Source organism: Streptomyces sp. NPDC001157, assembly GCF_053598255.1.
In genome coordinates this window covers 117310-135550 of record NZ_JBSFJW010000009.1, presented here as the reverse complement: position 1 = coordinate 135550, position 18241 = coordinate 117310, and the positions used below count along the sequence as shown (strand labels likewise).

The following is an 18241-nucleotide window of genomic DNA, read 5'->3' as shown; positions in this document are numbered from 1 at the left end:
GGTCTTCGGCATCAGTGCTGGTCACCTTCGGTGTCACGGTCGGGGCGCAGTCTGAAGCGCTGCAGCTTGCCGGTCGCCGTGCGGGGCAGGGCGTCCAGGAAGACGATCTCGCGGGGGCACTTGTAGGGCGCCAGCTCGGACTTGACGAAGCTGCGCAAGGGCTCCGCCTCCCGCTCGGCGCCCTCCTTGAGGACCACGTAGGCCACGACGACCTGCCCGCGCGCCTCGTCGGCCCGTCCCACGACGGCCGCCTCCACCACGTCCGGATGGCGCAGCAGGGCGTCCTCCACCTCCGGTCCGGCGATGTTGTACCCGGCCGAGATGATCATGTCGTCGGCGCGGGCGACATAGCGGAAGTAGCCGTCGCTCTCCCGGACGTATGTGTCACCGGTGACGTTCCACCCGTCGCGCACGTAGACGCGCTGGCGCGGGTCGGTGAGGTAGCGGCAGCCGACGGGCCCGCGTACGGCCAGCAGCCCCGGCTGTCCGTCCGGCACGGGCTGCCCGTTCTCGTCCTGCACGCGCGCGTGCCAGCCGGGTACGGGTACGCCCGTCGTGCCGGGTCTGATGTGCTCGTCGGCCGCGGAGATGAAGATGTGCAGCAGCTCGGTGGCGCCGATGCCGTTGATGATGCGCAGCCCGGTCCGCTCGTACCAGGCCTGCCAGGTGGCGGCGGTGAGGTTCTCGCCGGCCGAGACGCAGCGGCGCAGGGACGAGGTGTCGTGGGTGTCGAGCTCGTCGAGCATCGCGCGGTAGGCCGTCGGCGCGGTGAACAGCACGGAGACCCGGTGCTCGGCGACCGCCGCCAGCAACTGCCGGGGATGGGCCTGTTCGAGCAGGAGCGCACTGGCGCCGACCCGCATCGGGAAGACGACAAGACCGCCGAGCCCGAAGGTGAAGCCGAGCGGGGGGCTGCCCGCGAAGACGTCGTCCTCATGTGGTTGCAGCACATGCTTGGCGAAGGTGTCGGCTATGGCGAGCACATCTCGGTGGAAGTGCATGCACCCCTTGGGGCGGCCGGTCGTGCCCGAGGTGAACGCGATCAGCGCGACGTCGTCGGCAGCGGTGGGGACGGTCGGGTACGGGGTGTCGGGCGCCGGCCGGTGCAGGAGGTCGTCCGGGGCGTCGCCGCCGTACGTCGTGATCCGCAGGCCCGGTATCTCGGCCTTGGCGAGGTCGTCGACGGCGCGTATGTCGCAGAGCGCGTGCCGGATCAGTGCCATGTCACAGATGGCTTCCAGCTCGTGCGGCCGCTGCTGCGCCAGCACCGTGACCGCCACCCCGCCCGCCTTCAGCACCGCCAGCCAGCAGGCCGCGAGCCAGGGCGTGGTCGGGCCGCGCAGCAGGACGCGGTTGCCCGGGAGGATGCCGAGGTCCCCCGTCAGGACATGGGCGATGCGGTCGACGCGGGCGCGCAGTTCGCCGTACGTCCACGAAGGCCCGGCAGGGGTGTGGAACACCGGGCGGCCCGGGTCGGCGTGGTCCAGCAGTTCGGCGGCGCAGTTCAGCCGATCGGGGTAACGCAGGTCCGGCAGGTCGAACCGGAGCTCCGGCCACTCCTCGGGCGGCGGGAGGTGGTCACGCGCGAAGGTGTCGACGTGGGCCGAGACGTTCATGGCGGTGCGCCCCCTTGCCGTTGTGGGCGTCCTGGTGGGCTCGTTCGAGCGTATCGTGTTGGTGACGACAGTCAACGGTGCGCGATATCGTCGAAGGGTCATGTCGAGAGAGGGGACCGCCAATGCCCGCATTCTCGCTCGATCCCGTACAGACCGCCTGGTGTGCCGAGCTGCGCGCCCTCGCCGCCGACCGGCTGCGCCCGCTCGTGGAGAAGGCGGAGAAGAGCGAGCCGGGGCACGTCAACCGCCCCCTGGTCGCCGAGCTCGGCCAACTCGGCCTCCTGGAGCGGCTGTTCACCTCGGGGGCTCTCGACCTCTGTCTGATGCGGGAGTCGCTCGCGTACGCCTGCACGGAGGCCGAGACCGCCCTTGCGCTGCAGGGGCTGGGCGCCCATCCCGTCCATGCGTACGGCACCCCGGCCCAGCGGGAGCGCTGGCTGCCCCGGGTGAGCGACGGGAGCGCGGTCGCCGCGTTCGCGCTGAGCGAGCCGGGGGCGGGCTCGGACGCGGCGGCGCTGTCGCTGACCGCCCGTCCCGACGGCCCCGACCGCTGGCGGCTCACGGGGGAGAAGTGCTGGATCTCCAACGCTCCCGAAGCCGACTTCTACACCGTCTTCGCGCGCACCACCCCCGGCGCAGGCGCTCGCGGCGTGACCGCCTTCCTCGTACCGGCCGACCGTCCCGGCCTGACCGGCAGGCCTCTCGACATGCTCTCCCCGCACCCCATCGGCGCCCTCGACTTCGACGCCGTACCCGTCACGGCGGACGATGTGCTCGGTGAGGCCGACCGCGGGTTCCGGGTCGCCATGGGAACCCTCAACCTGTTCCGCCCCAGCGTCGGCGCGTTCGCGGTCGGCATGGCCCAGGCGGCGCTGGACGCCACCCTCGCCCATACATCCCGGCGGGACGCGTTCGGCGGCAAGTTGAAGGACCTGCAGACCGTCGCCCACCAGGTCGCCGAGATGGCGCTGCGCACCGAAGCGGCCCGCCTCATGGTGTACGCGGCGGCCACGGCGTACGACGAAGGCGCTCCGGGTGTCCCGAAGCGCGCGGCGATGGCGAAGCTGCTCGCCACCGAGACCGCACAGTACGTCGTCGACCAGGCCGTCCAGCTGCACGGCGCCCGTGCCCTGCGCCGCGGCCACCTCCTCGAACACCTCTACCGAGAGGTGCGCGCCCCCCGCATCTACGAGGGCGCGAGCGAGGTCCAACGCGGCATCATCGCCAAGGAGTTGTACGCGGACGCGGAGAACCTGGAGGCACCCCGGTGAGCACCGAGCGCGTCAACCCGCCCGACCTCTCCCCGCCCGCCGGCTTCTCCCACGCCGTCGTCGCCACCGGCACGCGCGTCGTCTTCCTGGCCGGTCAGACCGCACTCGACACGGACGGCAAGGTCACCGGCGACACCCTCCCCGCCCAGTTCGAGCGGGCCCTCACCAACCTCCTCACCGCCCTGCGCGCGGCGGGCGGCACCCCCGCGGACCTCGCCCGCGTCACGGTCTACGCCACCGATGTCGCCGCCTACCGCACCCACGCCCCCGAACTGGGGCGCCTCTGGCGGGAGTTGGCAGGCCGTGACTACCCGGCGATGGCGGTCGTGGAGGTCGTACGCCTGTGGGACGAGGAGGCGATGGTGGAACTCGACGGGCTCGCCGTACTGCCCTAGCCCCGCACGAGTCCCGCACGCTCATGTCCGGTCAGGCGGCGACGGCCAGTCGCTCCGCCGGTGCCCGGTGCGGTGCGACGGCCCTGCCGTCCGGTGTCAGCTCGCCGCTGTCGTCGAACACGATCGCGCCGTCGCACAGGAGGCTCCAGCCCTGCTCGGGGTGGGCGGCGACGACGTGCACGGCGTTGGTGTCGAAGGAAGGGCACGAGGACTGGTGGGAACACATGGCGCACCTCCGCGTCGGTCGGGACCATCCGCAGGTCCCTATGGACAGACGATGCTCCCGTTCCCCACTCATCGGAACGGCCGGACGTGAAGCGTGACAACACGCGGACAACTCCAGGACGGTCCCACGACCGTCGGTGCGGACTCGCCACCGAGTGGGTGACGGTCACGGCCGGGAACGTGCCCGCCGGGTACCAGTGGAAGCCCCACCTACAGGAGGTTTCCGATGTCCAAGCGACCCGCCCTGGCCCTCGCCGCCGGTGCCGCCCTTCTCCTGCTCGCCGCTCCCGCCGTGACCGCGGCCCCGTACCACGCCCCGGAGCTGGAGGAGACGGTGACCGTCGACCCGACGGGCCACGTCTCCGCCGACGGTACCGTCACCCTCTCGGGCACCTACCGCTGCACGGGCAGCACGGGCGCGGCCTTCGTCAGCTCTTCCGTGAGCACCACGAAGTCCTCCCCGACCCACGGCACCTCGACCCTGATCCAGGGCATCGGCGGCACGGTCGCCGTGTGCGACGGGGTGACACACCGCTGGGAGAACACGAGCAGACCGTCGCCCGCCATCGGCCCGGGCAAGGTCAGCGTCGAGGCCACGGTCGCGGAACTCCGCTTCGAGGGGATCCTGCCGCTGCCCCGCATCCACGCCGACGAGCGGCACGAGGTCACCCTGACCAAGGCCTGACCGCCGCCTGAGCGCGCCGCCGGACCCGACCGGCGGCGCGCAAGGGCCCGACACTCTACGGATAAGTCGCGCCACGAGATGAAGGTGAGCCGGGAGTGCTCGGCGGCGTCCTCCGTTCCGTTCCGGGTCTCGTTCGTGAACTTGCAGAAGTTCACCCTCCACGCGTGCGGGGAGGCCGCGAGCATCCGGATGTGCGCCCCGGCGCAGAAGACCTTCTCCTTGGCGCTGGTCACCACCACCGCCCGCACCTGAGGGTGCTCGAACCGCAGCCGCTGCGGGTACCGATACCTCGATGGTCGCCGATCGAGGTGTGGCTTCTCAGGCCGGGTACGCGTGCGTCTGGGCCGCCTTCACCGTCGCCCAGACCGTGGCTCCGGGGCGCAGGTCGAGTTCCGCCGCGGCGACCGTGGTGAGGTCGGCCGCCAGGGGGAGGGCCCCGGTGAGCGCGACGCGGATCTGGTCGCCGTGGGTCTCCAGGCCGGACACCTCGCAGCGCCACAGGTTGCGTGCGCTGGAGCCCGTGGGACGGTCCCGGTGCAGGGTGACCGCGCTCGGCGGGAAGGCGACGAAGACCGGGCCGGTGAGGTCCTCCGTCGTGGTGACCGCCGACCCGCCCTCGACATGGACGGCATGTCCCTCGGCCTCGCCCCGGTAGAGGTTGAGGCCGACCAGGTGGGCGATGTAGTCGGTGCGCGGGTGGCGGGCGATGTCGGCGGGGGTGCCCTGCTGGACGATGCGGCCGTCCTCGACGACGACGAGGTGGTCGGCCAGGACCATGGCGTCGAGCGGGTCGTGGGTGACGAGTACGGCGACCGCCTCGAAGTCGGCGAGGTGGTGGCGGAGTTGGGCGCGTACGTCGAGACGGGTGCGGGCGTCGAGTGCGGCGAGGGGTTCGTCGAGGAGCAGCAGCCGGGGGTTGGTGGCGAGGGCGCGCGCCAGCGCGACGCGCTGGGCCTGGCCGCCGGACAGCCGCCGGGGCTTCACGGACCCGTGCTCCGCCAGACCCATGCGCTCCAGCCATACGGCGGCCTCGGCGCGGGCCTCCGCCTTCGTGGCCCCGTGGCAGCGCGGCCCGAAGGCCACGTTGTCCAGGGCGGACAGATGGGGGAAGAGCAGGTAGTCCTGGAAGACCACCCCGATCGGCCGGAACTCAGGCGGCGTACGGTCCAACTCCGCGCCGTCCAGGCGGAGATGGCCGCCGGTGAGCGGGACGAGGCCGGCCAGGGCGCGCAGGGCGGTGGTCTTGCCGGCGCCGTTGGGGCCGAGGAGCGCGACCACGTCACCCGGTGCCGCGGAAAGGGTCACATCGAGGCGGAAGGAGCCGCGCTCGACCACCAGCCGGGCGTCGAGCCCCTGAGAGCCGGTGTCATATCCCCGGCCGGGCGCGCGACGCCTGGCACGCACGCTCGCGGCGTTGCCGAAACGCCCTAGTAGCTCCGACACGAGGGCGCTCCGGCGCCTTGCGATCGCACGCACCAGACGCCGCGCGCTGATCCGACCGGGGATATGGCACCGGCTCTGACCGGCCAGGGCGGGAGCGGTGCCGGCGGACTTCTCGGTGTCGGTCATGAGGCGGTCATCCAACGGTCACGAAGCCCCGCCAGGACCGCGATCGACACGGCCAGCAGGACCAGGCTGAGGGCGATCGCCGCCTCCGGGTCGTTCTGGAGGGCCAGGTAGACGGCGAGGGGCATGGTCTGGGTGCGGCCGGGGAAGTTGCCGGCGAAGGTGATCGTCGCGCCGAACTCGCCGAGCGCCCGGGCCCAGGCCAGCACCGCGCCCGCCGCGATGCCGGGCGCGATCAGCGGCAGGGTGACCCGGCGGAAGGCGGTGAAGCGGGAGGCGCCCAGCGTCGTGGCCGCCTCCTCGTAACGTGGGTCGGCGGCCCGCAGGGTGCCCTCCACGCTGATGACCAGGAACGGCATCGCCACGAACGCTTCCGCGACCACGACTCCCCAGGTGGTGAAGGGCAGCGTGATGCCGAACCAGCTGTCCAGCCACTTCCCGACGACGCCGTTGCGGCCCAGCGCCATCAGCAGCGCCACACCCCCGACCACGGGCGGCAGGACCAGCGGGAGGGTGACCAGCGCCCGTACGAGACCGCGCCCGGGGAACTCGACCCGGGCCAGCAGCCAGGCCAGCGGAACGCCGAACACCAGACACACCGCGGTGGCGGCGGTCGCGCAGACCAGGGACAGCCGCAGCGCCTGCCAGACCTCGGTGCTGGTCAGCAGGTCGGGCATGCTGCGCCAAGGGGCCCTGATCAGCAGGGCGATCAGTGGCAGCACCAGGAAGGCCAGGGCGAGCAGCGCGGGCAGCAGGAGGGGCAGCGGGGCGCCACCGCGGACGCCCCTGAGGACGCGGCGGCGCCGCGGGCCACCGATGAGGGTGTCCGCGGCGTCGGCCTGGTCCGAGGAGAAGGAGGTCACGGCTTGAGGAACCCGGCCTCGGTCAGGACCTTCTGGCCCTCGGCGGACTGTACGAGCGCGATGAACGCCTTGGCGGTCTCGGTGTTCTTCGAGCTCTTGAGGAGGGTGATCGGGTAGTCGTTGACGGCGCCGGCGGACTCGGGGAACTGCACGCCCTGCACCTTGCTGCCCGCGGCCTTCACATCGGTCCTGTAGACGACCGCGGCGTCGGCCTCCTTGAGCACGACCTTGTTGAGGGCGGCCTTGACGTCCTCCTCGTAGGAGACCGGGGTGAGCTTGAGCCTGCCGGCGTCCAGGGCCTTCTGGGCGGCGGCGCCGCAGGGCACCGTCTTGTCGCACAGCACGACCTTCAGCGAGGACTTGGTGAGGTCCTTCAGGGAGGAGACCTTGTCCGGGTTGCCCGGCAGGGTGGCGATCTCCAGCTGGTTGCGGACGAAGGTCGCGGGCGTGCCGGTCGCGTCGCCCTTGTCCGTGACGATCTTCATCGTCTTGGCGCTGGCGGCGGCGAACACGTCGGCGGGGGCGCCACCGTTGATCTGCGCGGCGAGGGTGTCGCTGCCGCCGAAGCTGAAGGTGACCTTCGTGCCCGGGTGCTCCTTCTCGAACTCCTTGCCCAGCGTCGTGAAGCTCTCCTTCAGCGACGCGGCCGCGAACACGGTCACGTCACCGGACAGCTTCGGCGAGGACGAGGACGAGGCCGACGCGGAGGAGTCCGACTTCGTGGAGTTCGAGTCGGAGTCGGACGACGAGCAGGCACTCAGGGCCAGCAGCGCGGCGGCGCTCACGCCGGTCACCTGCAGCATCCGACGGCTCCGGCGCTCGGAACGGGTCATCACGGGTCCACTCCCTCAAGGTCCTGACGGACTCGACTACGGCCTCACGGCCAGTTCTACGGTCTCTCGACGACCACGTTGGTCGACTTGATCACGGCAACCGCCGGAACACCGGGCTCCAGCTTCAACTCCTCAGCCGACTCCCGGCTGACCATCGCCACCACCCGGAACGGCCCGGCCTGGACCTCCACCTGCGCGGAGACGTCCCCGAGGATCACATCGGGGACGATGCCGGAGAACCGGTTGCGGGCCGAGGAGCCGGTGGACTCCCGCTCCGCCCGGTGCATCTCGCGGGCGTACGCCGCGAGCGCCGGCCCCGGAATGATCCGACGGCCCAGCTCGTCCCGCTCGGCGGTGAGTTTCCCGCCGTCGACAGGACGCCGCACGGTGTCGGGGCTCACGCCGAGCAAGGCGGCGGCATCCCCGATCCGATAGGTGTGCATGTCCCGATGATAGTGCCGCAGATGCAAGGGCAAAGTCTTCTGTCACATCGCATGAGCCGGACCTTCTTTCTGTCGGCATGGCATGTGCGTTTGCACGGGACGATGGTCCGGGTACGGTCCCCCGGGAGGTGGTAGCCAGTGAGTCAGACCCTCGCAGCTGCCCGTACGGGCGCCGGACCGGCGGCGGAACTCGTCCTCACCGGAGACCTGGACCGACCGGCCCGGCTGACGGTGCCCGACCTGCTCGCCTGGCCCCAGCACCGGGCCGAGGTCGCCTTCGAGTGCGCCACCAGCGGCGGCCGGCACCACCGCTTCACCGGCCCGCTCCTGCACGACGTGCTCACGGACGCGGGCCCGCTCTTCGACCCCGCCCGCCGCAAGGACCGACTCCGCTTCCTCGTCGCCGTGCACGGCACGGACGGCCACCACGCCCTGCTGACCTGGGCCGAGACAGACCCCGACTTCGGCCGTGCTCCCGTTCTGCTCGCGGTCACCCTCGACGACACCCCGCTCGACCGTGCGGGCTCCCAGCTCGTCCTGCCCCAGGACCGCTGCGGCGCCCGGTACGTCAGCGGCATCGACGCCATACACGTCGACGGCGGCTACAGCGCGTGGACCGCCCCTGCACCCGGAGGCCGAGGGCCTGTTCGGTGACGGGCGGTGGCCTCCCCGCCGACCTTGGAAATCCCGTTGCCGCAGACGATCCGGCTGGTTAGCTTCGGCCCCATGGCGGACGACGAACCCATGCGCGCGGCACGGCTGCTGGACGCCCAGGCGAAGGCCGAGCGGCTCTTCGTGGAGATCGAGGAGCGCGGGCTCATCACGCCGGGCGAGGGGGAGCGGGCGGTCAGCGACCGCGTCCGGGATCTGGCCGACGAACTGTTCGGCACCACCCGGCACTGGCACAAGCGGATCATCCGCTCCGGCCCCAACACGCTCAAGCCGTACCGGGAGAACCCGCCGGACCGCGTGATCGGCACGGACGACATCGTCTTCGCCGACTTCGGGCCCATCTTCGAGGAGTACGAGGCCGACTTCGGGCGGACCTTCGTCCTCGGCGACGACCCGCTCAAGCACCGCCTCCGCGACGACCTGCCGAAGATCTTCGCGGCAGGCAAGCGGTACTTCGCCGAGCAGGGCGACATCACCGGCAAGCAGCTGTACGCCGAGGTGGAGCGGCTGGCCGCCGAGGCCGGCTGGCAGCTGGGCGGCTGGCACGCCGGGCACCTCGTCGGCGAGTTCCCCCACGAGAAGATCGACGGCGCGGACGTGGAGTCGTACATCGCCCCCGCCAACGACACCCCACTCCGCCGCACCGACAAGGCCGGCCGCACCTGCCACTGGATCCTTGAGATCCATCTCATCGACCCGGAGCGGGAGTTCGGCGGCTTCTACGAGGAACTGCTCACCCTCTGACATCCATAATCGATCTATGGGCTCTGTGGCAGCGTTGTACCGGTACCCGGTGAAGTCCATGCTGGGTGAGGCCGTGATCGCCGTGGCCGTCACGGAACGCGGAGTCTCCGGCGACCGGGTCTACGCCGTACTCGACGAGGCGGGCGCGGTGGGCAGCGCCAAACACCCGCGCAAATGGGGGGAGCTGCTGCGCTGCCGGAGTCGTCTGGACGACTCCGGCGTGGTGCGTGTCGTCCTGCCGGACGGGGCCACTTTCTCGGTGGAGGACCCCGACCTGGACATGCAGCTGTCCGAGCTGCTGGGCCGCCAGGTGTGCGTCACGGCCGCCGTACCGGAACACAGCAGGCTGGAGCGGGCCGTGCCCGACTACGAAGGCGGTGTTCCGGATGCCGTGAGGGTGACCGCTTCCGTCGACGCGACAGGGGCGAGCATCACGACGGGCAGCGTCGCCCCCGGGACGTTCTTCGACTTCGGCCGGGTCCATCTCGTCACCACGGCCTCCCTCGACCGGATGCGAGCCGTGTATCCCGCCGGGGACTTCGACGCCCGTCGCTTCCGGCCGAACCTGGTCGTGGACACCGATGAAGTGCCGGGCTTCCCCGAGGACGCCTGGCCGGGATCGCGTCTGCGCGTGGGCGAGGCGCTGTTCCGGGTCGTGGTCCCCACGCCTCGCTGCGTGGTACCCACGCTCGGGCACGACGAACTGCCGCCGGATCCCGGCATCATGCGTGCGGTCGCCCGGGATCACCGTGTTCCGGTGTTCGACCTGGGCCGGCTCTCGTGCCTCGGTGTCTACCTCGACGTACTCGAAGCCGGGACGGTCCGGGTGGGCGACCTGATCACCTTGCAGGAGGCTGCCTGACCACGGGCGATGGGCGGCATCCCTCGCTCAGATGTCCCGGAAGATCTCGATCTGCGCCCCCACCGAGTTCAACCGCTCCGCCAGATCCTCGTAACCCCGGTTGATGACGTACACGTTCCGCAGCACGGACGTGCCGTCGGCCGCCATCATCGCCAGCAGGACGACGACGGCGGGTCGCAGGGCGGGCGGGCACATCATCTCGGCCGCGCGCCAGCGGGTCGGGCCCTCCACCAGCACCCGGTGCGGGTCGAGGAGTTGGAGGCGGCCGCCGAGGCGGTTCAGGTCCGTCAGGTAGATCGCGCGGTTGTCGTAGACCCAGTCGTGGATCAGTGTCTTGCCCTGCGCCACGGCGGCGATGGCCGCGAAGAACGGGACGTTGTCGATGTTCAGACCGGGGAACGGCATCGGGTGGATCTTGTCGATCGGCGCCTCCAGCTTGGAGGGCCGCACGGTGAGGTCCACCAGCCGGGTGCGGCCGTTGTCCGCGAAGTACTCGGGCGTGCGGTCGTGGTCGAGCCCCATCTCCTCCAGGACCGCCAGCTCGATCTCCAGGAACTCGATGGGCACGCGACGCACTGTCAGCTCCGACTCCGTCACCACCGCCGCCGCCAGCAGGCTCATCGCCTCGACCGGGTCCTCGGAGGGGGAGTAGTCGACGTCGACGTCGATCTGCGGCACGCCGTGCACGGTGAGGGTCGTCGTACCGATGCCCTCGACCTTGACGCCGAGCGCCTCCAGGAAGAAGCACAGGTCCTGGACCATGTAGTTGGAGGACGCGTTGCGGATGACGCTGACGCCGTCGTGGCGGGCGGCGGCCAGCAGCGCGTTCTCGGTGACGGTGTCCCCGCGCTCGGTCAGCACGATCGGCCGGTCGGGCCGCACCGTCCGGTCCACCAGGGCGTGGTACTGCCCCTCGGTGGCGGTGATGTCGAGCCCGAACCGGCGCAGCGCGATCATGTGCGGCTCGATGGTCCGCGTGCCGAGGTCGCAACCGCCCGCGTACGGCAGCTTGAAGTTGTCCATACGGTGCAGCAGCGGGCCGAAGAACATGATGATGGACCGCGTCCGTACGGCCGCGTCGGCGTCGATCGCCGCCATGTCCAGCTCGGCGGGCGGCACGATCTCCAGGTCCACACCGTCGTTGATCCAGCGCGTGCGCACACCGATGGAGCCGAGCACCTCCAGGAGCCGGTAGACCTCCTCGATCCGCGCCACCCGGCGTAGCACCGTGCGGCCCTTGTTGAGCAGGGAGGCGCAGAGCAGCGCGACACATGCGTTCTTGCTCGTCTTGACGTCGATGGCGCCGGACAGCCGACGGCCGCCCACCACCCGCAGATGCATCGGGCCCGCATAGCCCAACGAGACGATTTCGCTCTCCAGAGCTTCACCAATTCGGGCGATCATCTCAAGGCTGATGTTCTGGTTGCCGCGCTCAATGCGGTTGACGGCACTCTGGCTGGTGCCGAGCGCCTCCGCGAGCTGGGCCTGTGTCCAGCCCCGATGTTGCCGGGCGTCACGGATGAGCTTGCCGATGCGTACGAGGTAGTCGTCTGCCATGGGGTTGAGGCTATCTCAGATATGAGATGAGGCGAGCGAAGGGGGTCCATTCGGGTGACGGGCCGTCAACGTCGCCTCATGGAAGGTCGGTGGGCAGGTGCCTCCCTTCACGCCGGACGGACTTCCCCGTGGCCGAGCGGGTACCCAGACTCGGCGCAGTGATGGGCGCCCGCGCCGTATGTCCTGTTTCGCCGGATAATCGCCTGGCAGGGTCCAGTCGTGTGGGGCGTCGCAAACGGAGGCCGGGCATGACCATCCCGTCCCCGTGTACTAGAGTTATCTCGACATCGAGATATCTGCCGAGGCGCACCGCAGTCGCACACCTCACCGGTCCGGCAGTAAGGCTTGCCTAACTTAGCCTTACCTTAGCGGATCGGCCGAGACGGCGTGGCGGCAGGATTGCGGTGAGGTACGCGCACATCAATGAAGGAGACTGTCGTGTCGGCGAACAGCTTCGACGCCCGCAGCACGCTGCAGGTGGGCGACGAGTCGTACGAGATCTTCCGGCTGGACAAGGTGGAGGGCTCGGCCCGACTGCCGTACAGCCTCAAGGTCCTGCTGGAGAACCTGCTCCGCACGGAGGACGGCGCGAACATCACCGCCGACCACATCCGCGCCCTCGGCGGCTGGGACTCCCAGGCGCAGCCCAGCCAGGAGATCCAGTTCACGCCCGCCCGCGTGATCATGCAGGACTTCACCGGCGTGCCCTGTGTCGTCGACCTCGCCACCATGCGTGAGGCCGTCAAGGAGCTCGGCGGCGACCCGGCGAAGATCAACCCGCTGGCCCCGGCCGAGCTGGTCATCGACCACTCCGTCATCGCCGACAAGTTCGGCACGAACGACGCCTTCAAGCAGAACGTCGAGCTGGAGTACGGCCGCAACAAGGAGCGCTACCAGTTCCTGCGCTGGGGCCAGACCGCCTTCGACGAGTTCAAGGTCGTCCCGCCCGGCACCGGCATCGTCCACCAGGTGAACATCGAGCACCTGGCGCGTACGGTCATGGTCCGTAACGGCCAGGCGTACCCCGACACCCTCGTCGGCACCGACTCGCACACCACGATGGTCAACGGCCTCGGTGTGCTGGGCTGGGGCGTCGGCGGCATCGAGGCCGAGGCCGCGATGCTCGGCCAGCCGGTCTCGATGCTCATCCCGCGCGTCGTCGGCTTCAAGCTGACCGGTGAGCTCACCCCGGGCACCACCGCCACCGACCTCGTGCTCACGATCACCGAGATGCTCCGCAAGCACGGCGTCGTCGGCAAGTTCGTCGAGTTCTACGGCGAGGGCGTGGCCGCCACCTCCCTCGCCAACCGCGCCACCATCGGCAACATGTCGCCGGAGTTCGGCTCCACCGCCGCGATCTTCCCGATCGACGACGAGACCCTCAACTACCTGCGCCTGACCGGCCGCTCCGACCAGCAGGTCGCGCTCGTCGAGGCGTACGCCAAGGAGCAGGGCCTCTGGCTGGACCCGAAGGCCGAGCCGGACTTCTCCGAGAAGCTGGAGCTCGACCTGTCGACGGTCGTGCCCTCCATCGCCGGCCCGAAGCGTCCGCAGGACCGCATCGTCCTCGCGAACGCCGCCGAGCAGTTCAAGTCGGACGTACGCAACTACGTCGACGTCGTGGACGAGGCGGGCCAGGAGTCCTTCCCGGCCTCCGACGCCCCGGCCGTCGCCCCGAACGGCGCCCCGTCCAACCCGGTCACCGTGACCGCCCCCGACGGCTCGACCTACGAGATCGACCACGGTGCGGTGACGGTCGCGGCCATCACCTCCTGCACCAACACCTCGAACCCGTACGTCATGGTCGCCGCCGCCCTGGTGGCCAAGAAGGCGGTCGAGAAGGGCCTGACCCGCAAGCCGTGGGTCAAGACCACCCTCGCCCCGGGTTCCAAGGTCGTCACCGACTACTTCGACAAGGCGGGCCTGACCCCGTACCTCGACAAGGTCGGCTTCAACCTGGTCGGCTACGGCTGCACCACCTGCATCGGCAACTCCGGCCCGCTGCCGGAGGAGGTCTCCAAGGCCGTCAACGACCACGACCTCGCGGTCACCTCGGTCCTCTCCGGCAACCGGAACTTCGAGGGCCGTATCAACCCCGACGTCAAGATGAACTACCTGGCCTCCCCGCCGCTGGTCGTCGCGTACGCCCTCGCGGGCTCCATGAAGGTGGACATCACCCGTGACGCCCTGGGCACCGACCAGGACGGCAACCCGGTCTTCCTGAAGGACATCTGGCCCTCCGAGGCCGAGGTCAACGACGTCGTGGCCAACGCCATCGGCGAGGACATGTTCAACAAGTCCTACCAGGACGTCTTCGCGGGCGACGCCCAGTGGCAGGCGCTGCCGATCCCGACCGGCAACACCTTCGAGTGGGACCCCGAGTCGACCTACGTCCGCAAGCCCCCGTACTTCGAGGGCATGACGATGGAGACCACCCCGGTCTCCGACATCACCGGCGCCCGCGTGCTCGCCAAGCTGGGCGACTCGGTCACCACCGACCACATCTCCCCGGCCGGTGCGATCAAGGCCGACACCCCGGCCGGCAAGTACCTCACGGAGCACGGCGTCGAGCGCCGCGACTTCAACAGCTACGGCTCCCGCCGCGGCAACCACGAGGTCATGATCCGCGGCACGTTCGCCAACATCCGCCTGCGCAACCAGATCGCGCCGGGCACCGAGGGCGGCTACACCCGCGACTTCACCCAGCCCGACGCCCCGGTGTCGTTCATCTACGACGCCTCGCGCAACTACATCGAGCAGGGCATCCCGCTGGTCATCCTGGCCGGCAAGGAGTACGGCTCCGGCTCGTCCCGCGACTGGGCCGCCAAGGGCACCGCGCTCCTCGGCGTCAAGGCCGTCATCGCCGAGTCGTACGAGCGCATCCACCGCTCGAACCTCATCGGCATGGGCGTCCTGCCGCTCCAGTTCCCGGAGGGCGCCAACGCCGAGTCCCTCGGCCTGACGGGCGAGGAGACCTTCTCCTTCACCGGCGTCGAGGAGCTCAACAACGGCACCACGCCGCGCACGGTCAAGGTCACCACCGACACGGGCGTCGAGTTCGACGCGGTCGTCCGCATCGACACCCCCGGTGAGGCCGACTACTACCGCAACGGCGGCATCATGCAGTACGTGCTGCGCAGCCTGATCCGCAAGTAAGCGGCGCAGCAAGGCAGTTGAGGGCCGCATCCCCGGTATGCCGAGGATGCGGCCCTCGCCGCGTCCATGCCGGGAAACCCAGGTCATCACCCACCCTCAGGTGGAACACAGGGTTCCCTCAGCGGACCGGGACAGTATCGAGACATGTCAGGCACCTCCGCGTCCCGAACCGGCCGGGTCCGCGTCCTCATCGCCGACGACGACGGGATGCTGCCCGACCCGGACGGCATCCAGGTACTGCGCCGGCTCCGGTACGAGAACCCGAAGCTCCCCGTCGTCATGCTCACCGCCCGCGACGCCCTGGAGCACCGCATCGACGGCCTCCACAACGGCGCCGACGACTACGTCACCAAGCCCTTCTCCCTGGGGGAGGTCGTGCTCCGGCTGCACGGCCTGCTGCGCCGGGCCGGCACCGAGGGCTCCCGGGCCGACGACTCCGTACGCGTCCTCGGCGACCTCGTGCCGAGCGAGGAGACCCCTGAGGCGCACCGCGCGGGGCGGCCGATCCGGCTCACGGCCAGGGAGTTCGACCTGCTCCGCCTCCTCCTCAACCACCCGCGCCGGGTGCTCGGCAAGGGTCGTGCGCCGGTGATCCACACCGTGCGGGGGATGGGGTACACCTTCAGGTCCACGGAGGACGGCAGATGACCGCCCGCCCGCTCGTCCGCTCCCTGCGCGCCCGCCTGCTGCTCTTCGTCGGCGCGACGCTCGTCGTCGTGTGCGCGGCGATGACGTTCACCACCGCCGTGGTCCAACGGTCCTCCCTCATGGGCGAGTTGGACGGCCGCGTCGCCAACGCGGCCGAGCGCAGCCTGGGCGAGGCCGCTCTGCACCCGGACGACAAGGCCAACCTCTCCTTCCTCACCGAGAACGGCCACCCCGTCGGCATGCTCGCCGCCCGGCTCGACGACCACGGCAGGGTCCTCTCCGCCGCGATCGTCAGCCAGGACGCCCCGCCGCTGAACCTGAGCACCACCCAGCGCACCGCCCTGAAGGGCACCCCGACCGACGGCTCCCGACACACCGTCACCGTGCCCGGCCTCGGCACCTACCGGATGGCAGGGCTCGACTCGGACGGGCTCCGCGTCCTCGCCGGGCTCCCCATGGACGACGTACGGAACATGATCGACGGTCTGGTCGAGGCCGAGGCGGTCGTCGCGGCCGTCGCCCTGGCCGCCGCGGGCATCGTCTGCGCCCTGGTCATACGTCGCCAGCTGCGCCCCCTCGGCCGGGTCGCCGCCACCGCGGTCGAGGTCTCCCGGGCCCCGCTCGGCCGCGGCGACGTCACCGGCCTCACCCGTGTCCCCGCGCGGGACACCGACCCCGCCGGCGAGATCGGCCAGGTCGGCGCCGCCCTCAACCGGATGATCGACCACGTAGAGTCCTCCCTCGCCGAACGCCGACGCAGCGAGGAGCGCATGCGGCGCTTCCTGGCCGACGCGAGCCACGAACTGCGCACCCCCCTCGCGTCCATCGCGGGCTACGCGGAACTGATGAACCGCGGCACGGACCGCGTCGAGCCGGCGCTGGCCTGGCGCCGCGTCTCGGCGGAGTCGGCCCGGATGACAGGCCTGGTGGAGGACCTGCTCCTGCTGGCCCGCCTCGACGAGGGCCGGCCGCTCCAGTCCGCCGAGGTCGACCTCGCGGCCGTGGCCTCTGAGGCCCTCTGGGACGCACGGGTGGCAGGCAGTGGCCACGACTGGCAACTCGCCCTGACCCTCGCCGAGACCCCGGCCCTGGTCACCGGCGACGAGGCCCGCCTCCACCAGGTGGTGGCCAACCTGCTGGCCAACGCGCGTGTGCACACGCCCGCGGGCACGACGGTGGTCGCGGAGGTGGAGGCAACCCCGCAGCGGTGTGTCATCCGGGTGCGGGACAACGGGCCCGGCATCCCACCGGACCTGCTCCCGAAGGTCTTCGAACGCTTCACCCGCGCCGACCGGTCCCGCTCACGGGCGCCGGGGACCGCGGGCGGGTCGGGGCTGGGGCTGGCCGTCGCGGCGGCGATCGTCGGGGCGCACGGCGGGCGCATCGAGGTGCAAAGCCGCCCCGGGCGCACGGAGTTCACCGTCGACCTGCCGACCACGGATGCGGCGGACGCGGGCATGCTGCTCGCCTCAACCCGCCAATGAAAGGCGGTACTTGAGCCAACCGAAGGACAACGAGGTTGCCCCGGGTAGAGGTTGGGAATGCGAACGTAGTGGGCTGCTCGGCGTGGGCTGCGCCGCTCGCATTGGCGTACGGCATATGGACCGGATCGGGTATGGCTGCGGAGATGCGGCTCCTCTACGCTGAGTATGCAGTAGCCGTATGTAGTCGTTCGGGTGCCGCGTGTGGTTCCTGGCCCTGACGTTTGGGGGTACTTGCCTGCGGTGGTGCACAACCGTCCACTAACATGGACGGGCACTGCTCAGGCGCATCGGGGGAGCAGGAGGGCTGAGGTGGTGCATAAGGGGCAACCCTTGTGGCGCAGGAGCAGCATGTGTGGCAATGAGAGCGAGTGCGTGGAGGTCGCCGTGGGGGAGGACCGAGTGCTCGCACGTGACTCCAAAAGGCCCGGGCGCTCGCATCTGCGCTTCACCGCCGTTGCTTGGACGGATTTCGTCCGCGCGGTGATGCAGGGGGAGTTAGAGGGCCCGTGACGTCATTGATCAGCCATCGGCAGTAGGTAGGGGGCCTCTATGGGTGCCGGGGCATCAGCGGTGCAGCATTCGGGGAAGAGGACACGGAAACGGTCCGCGGTCGTGGGCGGGGCCGTCACTTACGCGCTCAGCGCCGGCGCGGCGGCGACCATGGCCGCTGCCCTCGCGTCACTCCTCGTCGACAACGTGCTCGCCAAACGGATTCTGTGGGTGGTCGTGGCACTGTCCGTGGCCGTCGGCACAGGAGTGTGGCGGGCGGGGTACACGACTATGTCGTCCCCACCTGATCCGGATCGCCCGCCTGAGGATTCTCGGACTGCGCGGAGGCCTGAGGGCGCGTCAGGACCTTCTTCCTCACCCGCCACCCCACCAGGCCGCTGACGCCTGACGAGCCGAGCAGTGTGCAGACGACGGTGGCTATCGGATGCCAGGGAAACTTGAGGTGAGCGGCCGCTCGGAGGGCGACCACCAGCGCCACGACCAGCACGATCAAGGCGATCAGCCCCAGGCCGCCGACGGCGAGCACCAACTTCAGCTTCATCGAGCCCCGGGCCTGCTCTATGGCTATGAGGTTCTGCGACTTCTTCTCGTCCTGGATGGCCTGCGCTTTCAGTTCCTCGTCGGACAGCCCGGCCGCTTCGGTACCGGGTCCTTCGCTGCGGGCCCACGGCTGTTGCAGGCCCTGCCATATCGACCTGAAGACCACGTCGG

General features: G+C 70.4%; 18 protein-coding genes. 10 read left to right on the top strand and 8 right to left on the bottom strand.

Annotation, left to right across the window (positions count from 1 at the left end; genetic code table 11):
• Window positions 1-11 precede the first annotated feature (11 nt).
• Complete coding sequence (locus ACWDAG_RS18930) at window positions 12-1616, bottom strand: AMP-binding protein (protein WP_450696728.1); 1605 nt, start codon at window positions 1614-1616, stop codon at window positions 12-14.
• Window positions 1617-1738: 122 nt separating this feature from the next.
• Here ACWDAG_RS18930 and ACWDAG_RS18925 point away from each other — a divergent pair, with 122 nt between their 5' ends.
• Window positions 1739-2887, top strand: coding sequence for an acyl-CoA dehydrogenase family protein (locus ACWDAG_RS18925; RefSeq protein WP_450696727.1), 1149 nt, complete (start codon window positions 1739-1741; stop codon window positions 2885-2887).
• Window positions 2884-3282: a RidA family protein gene (locus tag ACWDAG_RS18920; protein WP_450696726.1), complete on the top strand. Its 399-nt coding sequence runs from the start codon at window positions 2884-2886 to the stop codon at window positions 3280-3282. The genes ACWDAG_RS18925 and ACWDAG_RS18920 overlap by 4 nt, the downstream gene beginning before the upstream one ends.
• A gap of 31 nt (window positions 3283-3313) precedes the next feature.
• Here ACWDAG_RS18920 and ACWDAG_RS18915 read toward each other — a convergent pair whose 3' ends face one another.
• Window positions 3314-3508, bottom strand: coding sequence for a DUF5999 family protein (locus tag ACWDAG_RS18915; protein ID WP_450696725.1), 195 nt, complete (start codon window positions 3506-3508; stop codon window positions 3314-3316).
• A 225-nt stretch (window positions 3509-3733) separates the two neighbouring features.
• Here ACWDAG_RS18915 and ACWDAG_RS18910 point away from each other — a divergent pair, with 225 nt between their 5' ends.
• Complete coding sequence (locus ACWDAG_RS18910) at window positions 3734-4192, top strand: DUF6299 family protein (protein WP_450696724.1); 459 nt, start codon at window positions 3734-3736, stop codon at window positions 4190-4192.
• 318 nt (window positions 4193-4510) lie between these two features.
• Here the strand turns inward: ACWDAG_RS18910 and ACWDAG_RS18905 are convergent, their stop codons facing one another.
• Genes ACWDAG_RS18905 through ACWDAG_RS18890 form a run of 4 tightly spaced genes read right to left on the bottom strand, consistent with a single transcriptional unit; the run spans window position 4511 to window position 7897 of the window.
• Window positions 4511-5761, bottom strand: a complete 1251-nt coding sequence (locus ACWDAG_RS18905) for an ABC transporter ATP-binding protein (protein ID WP_450696723.1) — start codon at window positions 5759-5761, stop codon at window positions 4511-4513.
• Window positions 5758-6621 carry a molybdate ABC transporter permease subunit gene (gene modB, locus ACWDAG_RS18900; protein WP_450696722.1) on the bottom strand — a complete coding sequence of 288 codons (864 nt, stop codon included), beginning with the start codon at window positions 6619-6621 and terminating at the stop codon, window positions 5758-5760. Before modB ends, ACWDAG_RS18905 begins: the two co-directional genes overlap by 4 nt.
• The gene (gene modA / locus ACWDAG_RS18895) at window positions 6618-7454 is read right to left on the bottom strand and encodes a molybdate ABC transporter substrate-binding protein (RefSeq protein WP_450696721.1); all 837 of its coding nucleotides are present in this window, start codon (window positions 7452-7454) and stop codon (window positions 6618-6620) included. The genes modB and modA overlap by 4 nt, the downstream gene beginning before the upstream one ends.
• 56 nt (window positions 7455-7510) lie before the next feature.
• Window positions 7511-7897: a TOBE domain-containing protein gene (locus ACWDAG_RS18890; RefSeq protein WP_450696720.1), complete on the bottom strand. Its 387-nt coding sequence runs from the start codon at window positions 7895-7897 to the stop codon at window positions 7511-7513.
• 138 nt (window positions 7898-8035) lie between these two features.
• On the opposite strand from ACWDAG_RS18890, the gene ACWDAG_RS18885 reads away from it, so the two are divergent.
• From ACWDAG_RS18885 to ACWDAG_RS18875, 3 genes are all read left to right on the top strand, one after another.
• Window positions 8036-8551, top strand: a complete 516-nt coding sequence (locus tag ACWDAG_RS18885; protein WP_450696719.1) for a molybdopterin-dependent oxidoreductase — start codon at window positions 8036-8038, stop codon at window positions 8549-8551.
• A 72-nt stretch (window positions 8552-8623) separates the two neighbouring features.
• Window positions 8624-9313 (top strand): M24 family metallopeptidase, encoded by a 690-nt coding sequence (locus tag ACWDAG_RS18880; RefSeq protein ID WP_450696718.1) that lies wholly within the window; start codon window positions 8624-8626, stop codon window positions 9311-9313.
• Between the two features lie 16 nt (window positions 9314-9329).
• Window positions 9330-10175 (top strand): MOSC domain-containing protein, encoded by an 846-nt coding sequence (locus tag ACWDAG_RS18875; RefSeq protein WP_450696717.1) that lies wholly within the window; start codon window positions 9330-9332, stop codon window positions 10173-10175.
• Window positions 10176-10202: 27 nt separating this feature from the next.
• Here ACWDAG_RS18875 and ACWDAG_RS18870 read toward each other — a convergent pair whose 3' ends face one another.
• Window positions 10203-11732, bottom strand: a complete 1530-nt coding sequence (locus ACWDAG_RS18870) for a helix-turn-helix domain-containing protein (RefSeq protein ID WP_450696716.1) — start codon at window positions 11730-11732, stop codon at window positions 10203-10205.
• A gap of 438 nt (window positions 11733-12170) precedes the next feature.
• On the opposite strand from ACWDAG_RS18870, the gene acnA reads away from it, so the two are divergent.
• The 4 genes from acnA to ACWDAG_RS18850 all read left to right on the top strand — a co-directional run bounded on the left by acnA (window position 12171) and on the right by ACWDAG_RS18850 (window position 17530).
• The gene (gene acnA, locus ACWDAG_RS18865) at window positions 12171-14888 is read left to right on the top strand and encodes an aconitate hydratase AcnA (protein ID WP_450696715.1); all 2718 of its coding nucleotides are present in this window, start codon (window positions 12171-12173) and stop codon (window positions 14886-14888) included.
• Window positions 14889-15032: 144 nt separating this feature from the next.
• Complete coding sequence (locus ACWDAG_RS18860) at window positions 15033-15536, top strand: response regulator transcription factor (RefSeq protein WP_450696714.1); 504 nt, start codon at window positions 15033-15035, stop codon at window positions 15534-15536.
• The gene (locus ACWDAG_RS18855; protein ID WP_450696713.1) at window positions 15533-17020 is read left to right on the top strand and encodes a HAMP domain-containing sensor histidine kinase; all 1488 of its coding nucleotides are present in this window, start codon (window positions 15533-15535) and stop codon (window positions 17018-17020) included. The genes ACWDAG_RS18860 and ACWDAG_RS18855 overlap by 4 nt, the downstream gene beginning before the upstream one ends.
• Window positions 17021-17212: 192 nt before the next feature.
• Window positions 17213-17530 carry a DUF397 domain-containing protein gene (locus tag ACWDAG_RS18850; protein ID WP_450696712.1) on the top strand — a complete coding sequence of 106 codons (318 nt, stop codon included), beginning with the start codon at window positions 17213-17215 and terminating at the stop codon, window positions 17528-17530.
• A 268-nt stretch (window positions 17531-17798) separates the two neighbouring features.
• On the opposite strand, the gene ACWDAG_RS18845 is transcribed toward ACWDAG_RS18850, so the two are convergent.
• The gene (locus tag ACWDAG_RS18845; protein WP_450696711.1) at window positions 17799-18236 is read right to left on the bottom strand and encodes a hypothetical protein; all 438 of its coding nucleotides are present in this window, start codon (window positions 18234-18236) and stop codon (window positions 17799-17801) included.
• Between the last annotated feature and the right edge of the window lie 5 nt (window positions 18237-18241).